Origin of the sequence: Pseudoalteromonas sp. SR45-1 (assembly GCF_014163655.1) — a bacterium.
Classification (GTDB): Bacteria; Pseudomonadota; Gammaproteobacteria; order Enterobacterales; family Alteromonadaceae; genus Pseudoalteromonas; species Pseudoalteromonas distincta.
On sequence record NZ_JACJDR010000009.1, the window covers coordinates 86,476 to 100,099 of the forward strand.

The 13,624-nt window shown below is 39.2% G+C and carries 8 protein-coding genes and 11 tRNA genes; 8 read left to right on the forward strand and 11 right to left on the reverse strand.

The annotated features are described in order from the left end of the window. Nucleotides 1–3: 3 nt before the first annotated feature. The 4 genes from H5089_RS10860 to H5089_RS10875 all read right to left on the reverse strand — a co-directional run bounded on the left by H5089_RS10860 (nt 4) and on the right by H5089_RS10875 (nt 580). Nucleotides 4–79 (reverse strand) — tRNA-Glu (locus tag H5089_RS10860). 92 nt (nt 80–171) lie between these two features. Further along, nucleotides 172–247, reverse strand: a tRNA-Glu gene (locus H5089_RS10865). A gap of 144 nt (nt 248–391) precedes the next feature. Then, nucleotides 392–467, reverse strand: a tRNA-Glu gene (locus H5089_RS10870). Between the two features lie 37 nt (nt 468–504). After that, nucleotides 505–580, reverse strand: a tRNA-Ala gene (locus tag H5089_RS10875). 1,126 nt (nt 581–1,706) lie between these two features. Between H5089_RS10875 and H5089_RS10880 the strand changes: the two genes are divergently transcribed. The 8 genes from H5089_RS10880 (at nt 1,707) to H5089_RS10915 (ending at nt 4,870) form a co-directional block, all read left to right on the forward strand. Then, nucleotides 1,707–1,782, forward strand: a tRNA-Val gene (locus H5089_RS10880). Nucleotides 1,783–1,934: 152 nt separating this feature from the next. Continuing rightward, nucleotides 1,935–2,010 (forward strand) — tRNA-Val (locus tag H5089_RS10885). A 50-nt stretch (nt 2,011–2,060) separates the two neighbouring features. After that, nucleotides 2,061–2,136: transfer RNA gene (locus H5089_RS10890), tRNA-Val, on the forward strand. Nucleotides 2,137–2,289: 153 nt separating this feature from the next. Continuing rightward, nucleotides 2,290–2,365: transfer RNA gene (locus H5089_RS10895), tRNA-Val, on the forward strand. A gap of 48 nt (nt 2,366–2,413) precedes the next feature. Continuing rightward, a tRNA-Val gene (locus H5089_RS10900) sits at nt 2,414–2,489 on the forward strand. Nucleotides 2,490–2,521: 32 nt separating this feature from the next. Beyond that, nucleotides 2,522–2,597: transfer RNA gene (locus H5089_RS10905), tRNA-Val, on the forward strand. Nucleotides 2,598–2,658: 61 nt separating this feature from the next. Next, a tRNA-Val gene (locus H5089_RS10910) sits at nt 2,659–2,734 on the forward strand. Between the two features lie 489 nt (nt 2,735–3,223). Then, the gene (locus H5089_RS10915) at nt 3,224–4,870 is read left to right on the forward strand and encodes a tetratricopeptide repeat-containing response regulator (protein WP_033020645.1); all 1,647 of its coding nucleotides are present in this window, start codon (nt 3,224–3,226) and stop codon (nt 4,868–4,870) included. A 4-nt stretch (nt 4,871–4,874) separates the two neighbouring features. Here H5089_RS10915 and msrB read toward each other — a convergent pair whose 3' ends face one another. The 7 genes from msrB to H5089_RS10950 all read right to left on the reverse strand — a co-directional run bounded on the left by msrB (nt 4,875) and on the right by H5089_RS10950 (nt 13,576). Then, nucleotides 4,875–5,315 (reverse strand): peptide-methionine (R)-S-oxide reductase MsrB, encoded by a 441-nt coding sequence (msrB, locus tag H5089_RS10920; RefSeq protein ID WP_024605441.1) that lies wholly within the window; start codon nt 5,313–5,315, stop codon nt 4,875–4,877. A 147-nt stretch (nt 5,316–5,462) separates the two neighbouring features. Next, on the reverse strand, nt 5,463–5,903 hold the full coding sequence (locus tag H5089_RS10925) for a hypothetical protein (protein ID WP_138489371.1): 441 nt from the start codon (nt 5,901–5,903) through the stop codon (nt 5,463–5,465). A gap of 2 nt (nt 5,904–5,905) precedes the next feature. Further along, nucleotides 5,906–6,424 carry a DUF2919 domain-containing protein gene (locus H5089_RS10930; protein WP_182712209.1) on the reverse strand — a complete coding sequence of 173 codons (519 nt, stop codon included), beginning with the start codon at nt 6,422–6,424 and terminating at the stop codon, nt 5,906–5,908. 10 nt (nt 6,425–6,434) lie between these two features. Next, on the reverse strand, nt 6,435–8,453 hold the full coding sequence (gene ligA / locus H5089_RS10935) for an NAD-dependent DNA ligase LigA (RefSeq protein WP_182695303.1): 2,019 nt from the start codon (nt 8,451–8,453) through the stop codon (nt 6,435–6,437). 80 nt (nt 8,454–8,533) lie between these two features. After that, nucleotides 8,534–9,301 (reverse strand): cell division protein ZipA, encoded by a 768-nt coding sequence (gene zipA, locus H5089_RS10940; RefSeq protein ID WP_182712210.1) that lies wholly within the window; start codon nt 9,299–9,301, stop codon nt 8,534–8,536. A 74-nt stretch (nt 9,302–9,375) separates the two neighbouring features. Further along, nucleotides 9,376–12,777 (reverse strand): chromosome segregation SMC family protein, encoded by a 3,402-nt coding sequence (locus tag H5089_RS10945; RefSeq protein ID WP_182712211.1) that lies wholly within the window; start codon nt 12,775–12,777, stop codon nt 9,376–9,378. Between the two features lie 67 nt (nt 12,778–12,844). Continuing rightward, entirely contained in the window at nt 12,845–13,576 is a 732-nt protein-coding gene (locus tag H5089_RS10950) for an RNA methyltransferase (protein WP_024605436.1), read from the reverse strand. Between the last annotated feature and the right edge of the window lie 48 nt (nt 13,577–13,624).

Sequence of the window (13,624 nt, forward strand, 5' to 3'; positions counted from 1 at the left end):
AAGTGGCGTCCCCAAGGGGATTCGAACCCCTGTTACCGCCGTGAAAGGGCGGTGTCCTAGGCCTCTAGACGATGGGGACACATAAATGTGTCACTAGGACAACTGAATTTTTAGACTCGTTTCAGACGAGCTTTCTTAATAACACTGCACTTCCCTATTAAAATAAGTAAGTGGCGTCCCCAAGGGGATTCGAACCCCTGTTACCGCCGTGAAAGGGCGGTGTCCTAGGCCTCTAGACGATGGGGACACATAAATGTGTCACTAGGACAGTTGATAAGTTTAACTCACATCATGAGCTTTAAGGTAATTACGTTTAATACAAGTAAAGACTCGAGCTTTAATTGTGACGCTATTTTCTCGGTAAAACCGCCTTTAACTAATAAAAGTTAAGTGGCGTCCCCAAGGGGATTCGAACCCCTGTTACCGCCGTGAAAGGGCGGTGTCCTAGGCCTCTAGACGATGGGGACACAGAAAACTGCTACCCTAGGACAAAACACTAATTTTTGGTGGAGCCATGCGGGATCGAACCGCAGACCTCTTCACTGCCAGCGAAGCGCTCTCCCAGCTGAGCTATGGCCCCAACTTAATCAATACCCACCGTGATAAACACATCGTGTATCGCTTAGTGCGGGGCGCATTCTATGCACCACCCAAAATAAAGTCAACAGTTTTTTACCTAGCTTTATTTAAATGGTTTAATTTTCAACAAACTGGCTATCAAGCGTGCTAAAAAATACAATTTGAATAAGATTCAAGCCCTACTGCTTATAATAACATCACTATATTGCAGCGAATACTCAATAGCCCCCACTCCCCCATTTAATGAAACAAAATTGCATCAAAGCAAAGGTATACATTTATATGCAAATTAAACTTATCTATACACTACCAATTAAGGCCCCGCCAATCGCCTTAATCTTTTAAAAGTTACAATTGCTTATAATAACCAAAACTTAAATGTGGGTTTGAGAGTACCCGCAGCCTTTACTTGCTTAATAACCAGCGTAACTCGTACTAAAAAATTCGATTATTGTTTGAAGAGCATTTTTAAAAGAGCACTGTTACTTCGTAATTCTATGTATAAAACTTCAAGGCGCGCTGATCTTTGGTGGGTGAAGCGGAAGCTTTGCTCGGTTTTTACTTGGCCCACTAGGTTACAAACCTCGCGCCGCGATTTAATCGTCCCTAGATTAAACAAATTTGAATCCACAAAGGTCAACACGCCCTGGTTATATGTGATCTATTTAGTCTTAACCCGAAGCTAGTAGCGAGGAATACGTATTTACGAGATGGCTAGGTTGGCTTATAAAAATAAAGTAAGTACAAAAATAGAGTTTAGAATGCTGAAATAGCATTTATTTTGGGAAGTTTAGATTAAATTCATTTTTAAAGGACCGCTCTATTCACTAAATAACTCGCCCTTATATTAATCGATCTTGCTCATAATCATAAAAACGACTCCAGTAAAAAAACAATGAGTATCGTAAAACTAAATTTAAGGTTAATAAAATACAATTCCCTACTCACTTTTAGGTGCTTAATTGAACTGCAATATCAAATTTGATGATAAAATAGACTTCAACCATATCCTATTGTTTATAAAACCTTCATTCAGCACATTTTTATCATTCAAGTGTTGACACATTTCCAACTCTATCTATAATAGCGCCCCACAACAACGCAGCAATGCAATGTTGTTTAGATGTGGGTGATTAGCTCAGTTGGGAGAGCATCGCCCTTACAAGGCGAGGGTCACTGGTTCAAGTCCAGTATCACCCACCACTTTTTAGTTAAAGTGTTCACATCTAAATTCTATATGGGTCATAAGCTCAGTTAGAAAATAGAGAGCATTACCGCTACTAACAAGTAACGGCAAAGTTCACTGGTTAAAGTCCAGTACTATTTATTTAATATTAGCGTTTTAAATTATATGTGGGTGATTAGCTCAGTTGGGAGAGCATCGCCCTTACAAGGCGAGGGTCACTGGTTCAAGTCCAGTATCACCCACCACATATAAAATCTATTACTATATTAATAGTCGTGTTTTAAAATTGTAATATGGGTCGTTAGCTCAGTTGGGAGAGCATCGCCCTTACAAGGCGAGGGTCACTGGTTCAAGTCCAGTACGACCCACCATTTTTTAAATGGTGCATATTACAAAAAAATCTAAATGGGTCGTTAGCTCAGTTAGAAAAAAGAGAGCATCACCGCTATTTACAAGTAACGGCGAGGTTCACTGGTTAAAGTCCAGTACTATTTATTTTAATAGTAGCGTTTTAATTTATATGTGGGTGATTAGCTCAGTTGGGAGAGCATCGCCCTTACAAGGCGAGGGTCACTGGTTCAAGTCCAGTATCACCCACCACATATAAACCTATTATTATATCAATAGTCGCGTTTTAAAATTTAATATGGGTCGTTAGCTCAGTTGGGAGAGCATCGCCCTTACAAGGCGAGGGTCACTGGTTCAAGTCCAGTACGACCCACCATTCCTAGAATGGTGCATATTAAAATGTAATTTGGGTGATTAGCTCAGTTGGGAGAGCATCGCCCTTACAAGGCGAGGGTCACTGGTTCAAGTCCAGTATCACCCACCAAATTACATCAAGCGGTTAATTGATAATAAAGAATTAAATAACAGGCATATCTATTATATGTGGGTGATTAGCTCAGTTGGGAGAGCATCGCCCTTACAAGGCGAGGGTCACTGGTTCAAGTCCAGTATCACCCACCACATATAAATACCATTAAACAACTTCTCTAGTAATAACTCTTCCTTCTCATATTAAACACATTTACAAACTTTATAAAAACTCAATATATAAATCGCATTTAATAAAGAGCATCCCCACTCTTTACAAATAATGGCGAGGGTCCCTGGTATCAAGCCAAGTAATCACCCACCACATATAAATACCATCAGACAACTTCTCTAGTAATAACTTTTTCCCATATTAAATACGTTTAACTCCTCTTTTTACCTTAAATATATTTCATATTTTTATTAAAATCTAAATTACCATATCAAAGCACTCATCAAATATAGCGTTTCCATTTTACTTATTTAGTTTTTAATTATGCTATTCGGCTCAGTACTTTCGAAGTTAGATAAACGTATTAGACAAAGTTAAGTACCTAATAAATACAGCTATCATTTAAATTCCCTTGTAAGGAGTTAAACTGTTGATTATAGTCTGTGTTAAATACAATTACGCTTAAGCCAATGCCAACTAAGATCTATTCAAAAGCCAAAATACTTATAGTAGAGGAGCAGCCACTTGCTCAAAGCTATATGAAACAATCGTTAGAAAGGCTTGGCTTTCGGCAGTTGCGCTTTGCTGATCATGCAAACTCTGCAAAAGAGCAGTGTTTAAGTGAAGAATTTGATCTAATAGTTTGCTCATTCAACTTAAACAAACACCAAGATGGCTACCAGCTTTATGAAGAGCTACGTGTAAAGCAGCTCATAAAAAGTTCGACTGGCTTTATTTTTATCTCAGCAGAAACAAGTGGCTCACTCGTTCATAGTGTTCTTGAGCTGCAGCCAGATGACTTTTTAGTTAAGCCTTTTACAGTACAAGAGCTTAAAACACGCATTGAACGAATCTTAAAGCGTAAACACGACTTACAAACAGTGTATTCATTAATTGATGATGGTAACGATTCAAAAGCTATTAAATTTATTGATACCGCTCTGGATAAAAAAAATAATAATTACAGTCCTATCCTACTTCGCTTAAAAGGCGATGCCCTACTTCGCTTAAAGCGTGCTCAAGATGCAAAAGACTTTTTTAAGTCTGTTCTCGATATTCAAAAATTTGCTTGGGCAAAAGTAGGTTTAGTAGAGGCACTTATAGCGAATAACGAACATATTTTGGCGCAGCGAATGCTCAAGACAATGTTAGAGCGCCAAGAAACTCGTTTAGTAGCCCTTGATTTGTTGGGCAGATTAGAAATAAAGCTAAATCAGTTTGAACTAGCACAAAGCTTTTTAAGTCAAGCAGCAGACATTGCACCGCGAAACATCACACGCCAAAAATCGTTAAGTAATGTGTCGCTAATTAATCACGACTACGAAAAAAGCTATTTAACTCAAAAAGATATAGCCACCTTTGCAAAGCACTCAATACACGACCACCCCGATGTATATTTAAATGCAGCACGTGCCGGTATCGACTTTGCGTTAACGACTGATCAAACTGATCAAATTCAACGAATTTCTAGACAAACAAATCAGTACATTAATGATTTAAAAAAACAGTTTCCTAATAATGCAAATCAAGCTCAAATTGATGTACTTAATGCACGACTTCATTACTTAAAAGACGAGCATCAAAAAGCGAAAAAGCTAATTGAGCAGCTTGATGACGACGATACTCATATCCGATCGGTTGATGGAGCACTTGATAAAGCAAAAGCATTTCATGAACTGGGGTTTCATCAGAAGGCGCAAACCTTATTCACACAAATAATTAGCCACTGTGAAAGACACCCTGCAGTTAGCGACACAACTTACTTGCGTTATATTCAGCAGCAACAAAGTGAGCGACGCGATATTAAAATGGGTCCAAAAGAGCTTAATAACCATGCCGTTAATCAATTTAATAAAGGGCAGTTAAATACTGCGCTGGAAGCTTTTACGCAAGCATTTAGAGTAATGCCTCGCAATCAGAGTATTGCACTTAATTTATTACAGTGCCTATTTGATTCAACCAAGCAATCTGGCAGCTCATTTAATATGGATCTTGCTAGAAGATGCTACGCCCTTCTTGATAAAACTAAATTACAAGCAGATCAGACGCAGCGTTTAGATAAGATTTTACATATAGCAAAAGAAATGAATTTAGATATTCAAAGCGCTAGTAAATAAAATATTAGATCTTTTTCATTGCTGCGGCATTAACGCAATAACGTAAACCTGTTGGTAATGGGCCATCTGGAAAAATATGGCCTAAGTGCGAATCGCATACGTTACAAACCACCTCTATGCGCTCCATACCATGACTTGTATCGTTTACATAACCAATCGCTTCAATTGTTGCAGGTTGCGTAAATGACGGCCAACCAGTGCCACTATCAAACTTTTCATCGGCATCAAACAATAGATTATCACAGCAAATACACACATACTTGCCAGGTTCGAGTAATGTACAACTACCCGAGCTATCTGGGCGCTCTGTTCCCTTCTTACGTGTTACGTAATATTCATCTTCTGATAGTTGCATCCGCCACTGCTCGTCAGTTTTGACTACTTTTTTACTTGGGGTAGGATTGCCGTTGGTGGCAAAGTTAATAACATCATTCCACTTCAACATAATAGCCTCATTGAATAGTTGATTAACCGTACTTAATAAATTTATAAGAAGTACGGTTAATTATTACGTTATTTAATACACTAAAGATCAGCTAAAGAGTGTTGAGCGTTTAAAACTAAAACTCGTTCAATTTTAAAGGTAATCTCCTCAGCTAAAGGTAATATTTTGTTTTTCTGAGTCGGTAAGTATTCGTTTAATAAAACTATCTAGCTCTGCTTTTTTTACAGGTAAACTAACACTCATTTGGCGCTCGTTATTACTGTAAATAATTAGCTCATCATCCTTTGTTGTTATGCGTTCAATACTCTCAATAACTAACCAATTTGGACCATGCTTTTTATCAAAAAATCCCATCAAACTAAAAAGTAGTAAATGTTGGGCATCTCGCTGAATAAAATCCTCTAGCCTATTTCTTGATTTAAATAAGGGCGTTAGCCTATAAACGCTTGAGCAAAAAACAAATACCCACAACCCAAATAGCGCTTTAAACCACATAGACTCTAAAAGCTCAGTGCTAATCATTAAAATAATAAGCACTAACCCTATTAACGATATAGCTATCGCTATTTTTTTATTTACAGCGTCCACAACTAATCCCTTTTAAGTCGCTTTTTTTCTTCTGATGCTTTTTCTGTCGGCTCAGGCCAATCATTAAAAAAAACGGTTAAATAACGGCTTTTCACCAAATACCACAATACCCATAAAACAATCATCATTTGTACTGCTAAAAATGATGAAAATCGATAATGGCTATGCGCTGCCTGAATACTTAACCATGTTAAATCAACAACAGCACATAAAATAAGAGGCCAGCGCATATGTCGCCATATTTTTGCTAACTTATCGCTCGCACTGTGTGAATCTCGTGGTCTGCGTAAACAAAATAAAATAGTCGGTATTATTGCAATACTTCCAATTGCTATTGCGATAAAAAAATCATTTTTATTTTTAAAAAATAACGACATTAAATCCAGTTCAGGCCTGCGGCTTAAAGCCGCAATCACCCAAATAAAATAGCCACGTAAAAGCACCAGCAAACTTAAATGAAATGCTATAGGTGTACGGTAACTTCCGTACTTATCCCAGTATTCTGGCCCATATCGGCTCATTGTCGCTTTCCTAGCCATTATGCTTTTTAAGCAGCTCAATTAATTCATCTTCCGTGAGTATGTCGATACCTAAATCTTGCGCTTTAGTTAGTTTTGAACCTGCTTTTTCACCTGCGACTAACGCATCAGTTTTCGCTGATACGCTACCAGATACTTTAGCACCTAATTGCTGCAAGCGAGCTTTAGCATCATTGCGGTTAAGTGTATTAAGCGTGCCGGTAAGTACATATGTAAGTCCTGCGAGTGGTTGCTCTTCCTCAGAAGGCGCACTCAACGCTGGCCAGTTTACGCCTTGCTCTATAAGCGCATTAACAACTGCTAAATTATGCTCTTCATCAAAAAAGCCACGAACATGTGTTGCAACTATTTCGCCTACATCACTTACCTGCGTTAAACTATCAATGCTGGCATTTATTATATTTTCAAGGGTAAGGAAGTGATTAGCTAAATTTTGTGCTGTTGCCTCACCTGCTTCGCGAATACCTAATGAATATAAAAACTTAGCAAGCGTAGTGCCTTTCGCCTCTTCAAGGGCTGTTACTAAATTTTTGGCTGACTTAGGTCCCATGCGTTCAAGTGACTCAAAATGTCCTTGTTTTAAAATAAACAAATCAGCGGGTGTTTTTATAAGCTCTCTGTCTACCAGCTGATCAACAATTTTATCGCCAAGGCCGTCTATATCCAGCGCTTTGCGTGACGCAAAGTGTTTAATTGCTTGTTTGCGTTGTGCAGGACATACAAGCCCACCCGTACAACGAGCGACAGCTTCGCCTTCAACCTTTTCAACATGAGAGTCACAAATAGGACAAGTTACTGGAAATTCGATATCGCTGGCATCATCAGGGCGGCGCTCAAGTACAACTTGCGTTATTTGTGGGATTACATCTCCTGCGCGGCGAATAATAACTGTATCGCCTACTTTTACGCCTAAACGTGCAACTTCATCACTGTTATGAAGCGTTGCATTTGATACGGTAACGCCACCCACAAAAACAGGCTTCAAACGTGCAACAGGTGTAATGGCGCCAGTACGACCGACTTGAAAATCAACATCAAGTAGTTGGGTTATTTCCTCTTGCGCCGGAAACTTATACGCAATAGCCCAACGAGGAGCACGTGCCACAAAGCCTAAACGCTCTTGTAAGGCCTTTTGGTTTATTTTTATTACTACGCCATCAATTTCATATTTAAGCTCACCACGGCGCGTTAAAATATCGCTGTAGTAATCGAGCGCGGCTTTTGGACCTTCAACTAATTTTGTTTCTGGGCACAAAGGTAGCCCCCAATCAGTCAGCTTTTCTAATTGCTGATAGTGATCCTCAGGAATGCTGCCATCAGCAACAAGCCCGGTGCTGTACGCATAAAACATGAGTGGGCGTTTAGCGGTAATTTTAGAGTCGAGTTGACGCAAACTCCCCGCGGCTGCATTACGCGGGTTAACAAATACTTTTTCACCGCGTTTTTGCGCTTCAGTATTTAATTTATCAAAGCCAGCGCTGTCCATAAATACTTCGCCGCGCACTTCAAGCTCTTTTGGGTAATCACCACGTAACTTAAGCGGTACATTACGAATGGTTTTAACATTTTGAGTAATGTTTTCACCGGTAAAGCCATCACCCCGCGTAGCCGCTTGTACAAGCACACCATCACGATAAATAATTGATACGGCTAATCCATCAAGTTTTGGCTCACAACAAAAAGTAAGCTCATCAGTACTCATTAAGCGCTCTTTTATACGACGATTAAACGCAGTGAATTCTTCTTCACTAAACGCGTTATCAAGCGATAACATGGGTACTTGGTGCGCTACTTGCTCAAATTTACTCAGTGCGGCACCGCCTACTTTTTGTGTCGGAGAGTCGGCGGTTAAAAATTCAGGGTGCTGCATCTCTAGTGCGCTTAATTCGCGTAATAACCTATCGTATTCAGAATCAGGAATACTGGGGGTGTCGAGCACATAATAGTTATAGTTGTGTTGCTCTAATGTAGTACGAAGATGATTAACTTGCTCACTAATGCTGCTAGACATTTAAACCTCAATAAACATAAAAAAAGCCACTTTGACGATTCACCGTCCAGTGGCTTATAAAAATATAATGTGTGCGTTATTTACGCTGAAAAAGAACGGACCTGCTCAACATATTGTCTTACGCGATCTACGGTCATTTCATTTCGCTCAGCATCTAAAATTTGTGCACCAAATTCATCCGCTAACTTTTTAGCTGCGCTGTGCAACATATTAAATGCCGCTAGACCATCGCCGTCGCACGGTAACGTCATAAATAAGCTTACCCCAGCGGTACTAAACTGTTCCATATTATCAATATCAAACGTACCTGGGTTATACATATTTACTAATCTAAATAAAACAGGGCCTTGGCCAGCCGGATCTAAGTGGCGATTAAAAAAACCTTCCTCAGAATATTTAAAACCTAAAGTATTAACTGCTGGTAATAATTTACTGCCCTGCATACTAAGCTCTTCTGGCATTTGAATATGCACAATAACAAAGTCAGACATTTGAGTAGGCGCTTCTTCAGCACTTTGATCTTTTGTTTCAAGATCATCAACTATCTCTAGGTCGTCTTCAATTGGTGTTTCTGGCACGCTTGTATCAATTTGCGGCTCATTTGCATCAAAGTTAAGCTCGCCAAATTGTGGCTCATCACGTTCGTCTTGCATTGGCTCTTTTGGCTCAGCCTCAGTACGAAACGGTTTAGATGAAGCTGGTGCGCTTTGTTGTAATGGCTCAACCCGTTCATTATCCGATACTTCTGGGCGGTCTTTTTTTCTAACTGACCACAATCCATGTATTAATAAACCACCAATGACAATTACACTGATAACGATTAAAACCCATCTTAATTGTTCGGCCATCCCCTCACCTTTTATTATTTGATATGCCTAAAACCTGTATATTAATGAAAAACTAATACACTTGTTATAAAAATTTATGCGTGTGCAAGTTGCACAGCTTGCTCTATATCTACAGCAACCATACGCGATACGCCAGGTTCTGCCATAGTAACACCTGTTAATCTACCTGCCATTTCCATCGCAATTTTATTATGACTAATATAAATAAACTGCACTGATTGTGACATTTCTTCAACCAAACGGCAAAAACGCACAACGTTGGCATCATCTAGTGGTGCATCTACTTCGTCCAGCATACAGAAAGGAGCTGGATTGAGCCTGAATATAGAAAACACTAATGATAATGCGGTCAGCGCTTTTTCTCCACCACTTAACAAATGAATTGTTGAATTTTTCTTACCCGGTGGTCGTGCCATTATACTAACACCACTTTCGAGTAAATCGTCACTGGTTAATTCTAAATACGCGCTCCCACCACCAAAAACTTTAGGAAATAGCTCAGTAAAGTCTTCGTTAACTTGATCGAACGTCGCTTTAAAGCGTGTTTTGGTCTCACTATCAATTTTACGAATTGCACCTTCAAGGGTGCTTAACGCTTTTGTTAAATCATCTAATTGATTATCAAGATAGTCACTACGTGCTTTGGCTAAATCAAACTCTTCTATTGCCGCCAAGTTTACTGCACCTAATTTATCTAACTGATTAGTAAATCCTGTTAACTGATTTTGTGCTGCACTTAAATTTAATGAATCTGGTAATTCATCAAGTATTGCTTTTAAGCTTTGTTTTAATTCTTCTAATGGCTCAAGCGCAACTTGCGCTTTTATTACTAAACTTTGTTCTTCAATTGTTAGCTTTTGGTGCTGCTCTTGCAAGCCCACCAGCTCACCTTGTGAATTTTTAAGGCTTATTTGCTTAGTGTTTAAGCTCTCTTTCGCCTGAGCTAATTCTTTTTGTAGCAATACTAATGCCTGCTCACCTTTTTGATGCTGTGCTAAGAGCTGCGTAATTTTATCGCTAAGTTCTTGCTTTGGTATTAGCAGCTCTTCTATTTCACTAAGTAGTTCTTGCGCACCTTCAGATGCACTAACGTGCTCTTGCTCTGCATGGCTCAATTTGGTTTGGCTTAACTGCCATTCACTGCGTGCCTTTTGCTCTGAGAGCGTTGCCTTATGCGCTTGTGTTTTATATTGCTCAAGCATGCTTAATGCTTCGCTATAACTTTTATCACTTTGTGAGCGCAAGCTATTTGCAGCGTCTACTTCATCCGCTAAGTTAAGTTGCTGCTCATTTAACACTTCAAATTGCGCTACTTGCTCATCAAGCACGGTATTTAATTGTAAAAGCGCAGTGGTTAATTGCTGTTTTTGTTGCTGTAGCTTTTCTAGTTGTAACTTAAAGTGCGCTACTTGCTGTTTGAGCATATCGCTGCGCGTACTGGCTACTGCTATATTTTGCGCAAGCTCATGTATGGTTTCTTTTAGCTCGCTTTGTTCGTTAATTAATTTTATTTGCTCAGCTGTATGTTCGTCACGAGTGTGTGTTACTTGTTTTAGCTCGTCCTCGGCATTATTTAACTGCTGAGCTTTATCTTGCAATTGCTTATGCTTTAAAAGTAATGAGTTTTCTGCATTACATTCGGCACTTACATGCCAGTTACGACCATATAAAGCACCGTTTTTATCCATAATGGCTGTATAAAAACTATCTTTTAGTATTTCTAAATCACCGCTTTCACTATAAGCAATACGTGCTAAATGCTCTGGATAAACACCGCTTGTTATATATGTAGCTAAGCTATTTGTTGGCATGCTTTTATCACTATTTGGCCACACACTGTTATCAGCTTGCTGCTCACTTACATTTAAATGCTCTAAAGATTTAAGTGCTTGCTCTATTAGAAGCTCAAAGCCTTCTTTAACACCTAGCTGATTAAACAAACCATTAGTACGTTCACTTTTCTCATCAAGCCCTAATGTACTTTTAAGCCCCGTTATACTGGCTTTTAACTCGTTTATTGTTTGAGTGAGCGTCGAATATTGTTTTTGTGAGTTATTAACAAGCTCATTTTGCACTTCAAGCTTAGCAGTGCACTTCGTATGTGCTGTTTGTTTAGCGGCAAGTTCTTGAGTTAAGGTTTGTGTTTGCTGTGTTTGCTGTATTAACTGCTGCTCTACATCACTACTTTGTAGCTCACTAAGCTGAACAGTTAACTGATCAATTTGCTCGTTAACGTGGCTTATTTGCTGCTGAGTTTGTTTAATGTGACTACTATGTAGTTGCACGTTATTATTAAGCTGTTGCTGTTGCTCACACAAAGCTTGCCAATGAGTATGGTGGCGCTGCTTAAGTGCTAATAATTCCTCAAGTTCATGCGTTAACCCACTAACTTGCTCTTCACATATTAAGGCGTTTTCATTTGCCTCTTGCAGGGCTTCATTAAGTTGCTCGCACACAATTTGCTGCTGCGATTTTACCTCAGCACTTTGAATTTGGCGTTGCTGTAATTTAATTAAACTTTGTTTAAGCGTTTGGGTTTGCTGCTTTACATTGATTTGTTGTTGCTCAGCGCGAGTAAGCTCGGTGTGTATTACATGTTGCTGATGCTGTGCATCGCTTAGTTTATCTTGCTGGGCTTGTACTTGCCCCTCTAGGCTTGCAAGTACATCGTCATGCCCTGAGTTAGCGGTTTTAAAAAACAAAATTTGATCATTAAGTTTTTTAATTTGGGCACTTTTTTCAAGTTGCTGCTGATGTAACTTTTGCCATTTTAAAACGGCAATTTGGCCTTTTAGCGTACGTTCTTGTACTTTTAATTCGCGGTATTTTTTTGCATCAACCGACTGCACAGCCAATTTATCGAGCTGGCTTTGTAATTCTTTACGCACATCTAACAAACGTTCAAGGTTTTCGCGAGTGCTCTTTATACGAGTTTGTGTTTCACGGCGACGCTCTTTGTATTTAGAAACGCCAGCGGCTTCTTCTAAAAATACGCGCAGCTCTTGTGGTTTACTTTCTATTAAGCGCGAGATCATCCCTTGCTCAATAATTGCGTAACTACGTGGACCAAGACCGGTGCCTAAAAATATATCGGTAATATCACGCTTACGGCATTTACTGCCATTTAAAAAATACAGTGACTGTCCGTCGCGCGTTACTAAACGCTTAATAGCAATTTGGTTTCGATCGGCAAATGTGTTTGAAGGACTTCCTTTATCGTTATCAAAAACAAGCTCTACAGAGGCTTGTGATATGGCTTTTCGATTAGTTGAGCCATTAAAAATAACGTCGGTCATGGCGTCGCCACGCAGGTTTTTAGCAGAGCTTTCACCTAGCACCCATCGTACTGCATCAATAACGTTAGATTTGCCACAGCCATTGGGGCCAACAACACACGTCATTTGATCAGGAAATGGAATTTTAGTGGGCTCTACAAAGGATTTAAAGCCCGCTAATTTAATAGTGCTTAAGCGCATCTTATTGTTATTACCGATTATTATTGTTATTGATTACAAACAATTTAACTCATTAACAGTTAAATTGTTAAGCTTGTCGTTTAAAATTATCTAAAATAATACCGGTCGCCATTGCAACATTAAGCGATTCTGCACCACCAAAAGCGGGGATGGTGATTTTATTAGTTACTAATTTTGCACATGTCTCGCGTATTCCATGCGACTCACTGCCCATTAGTAAAACGCCTGAGCCCGTAAATTGGGTTTTATGCACGCTTTGCCCATCTAAAAAAGCACCGTAAACAGGTAAATTTAAAGACTGTAGGTAATCAGGTAAATCTATTTGGCTTACCGATACCCTTACAAATGAGCCCATCGTGGCGCTAATTGTTTTTGGGTTGTAAGCGTCTGCGCTGTCGGTGCTAGTTACTATTTGTTTAATACCGTACCAGTCTGCCACTCTTATTATTGTGCCTAAATTACCAGGGTCTGATACGCCATCAAGTGCGAGTATTAAGCCACTTGCTTGTGGTAAAGCTGCCTTTGGCATATCAACAATAGCAATGGCTGCATTATTGCTAACTAGCGTGCTGGCTTTGGTGAGGACTTCTTCATCAGCTTCAATAAAATTAGCGTGCTGATACTTACCTTGGTACGCATTTATAAATTCGTTTGTAGCAAAAATATTAACCACATTTAATGGGCTGTTTAATAACTCAAGTACGTTTTTCTCACCCTGTACAAGGTATTGATTATATTGCTTTCGGTACTTTTTTTGGCCAAGTTGGCGAATAAGTTTGAGTTGGTTTTTTGAAATCATAACAGCCCCATAAAATTATCCAGCAAGTATAACAGATTTCGTTATAAC

Coding starts and splice junctions, on each gene's coding strand:
- H5089_RS10915 (WP_033020645.1), top strand. CDS start 3,224: ATGCCAACTAAGATCTATTCAAAAGCCAAAATACTTATAGTAGAGGAG.
- msrB (WP_024605441.1), bottom strand. CDS start 5,315: ATGTTGAAGTGGAATGATGTTATTAACTTTGCCACCAACGGCAATCCT.
- H5089_RS10930 (WP_182712209.1), bottom strand. CDS start 6,424: ATGAGCCGATATGGGCCAGAATACTGGGATAAGTACGGAAGTTACCGT.
- ligA (WP_182695303.1), bottom strand. CDS start 8,453: ATGTCTAGCAGCATTAGTGAGCAAGTTAATCATCTTCGTACTACATTA.
- zipA (WP_182712210.1), bottom strand. CDS start 9,301: ATGGCCGAACAATTAAGATGGGTTTTAATCGTTATCAGTGTAATTGTC.
- H5089_RS10945 (WP_182712211.1), bottom strand. CDS start 12,777: ATGCGCTTAAGCACTATTAAATTAGCGGGCTTTAAATCCTTTGTAGAG.
- H5089_RS10950 (WP_024605436.1), bottom strand. CDS start 13,576: ATGATTTCAAAAAACCAACTCAAACTTATTCGCCAACTTGGCCAAAAA.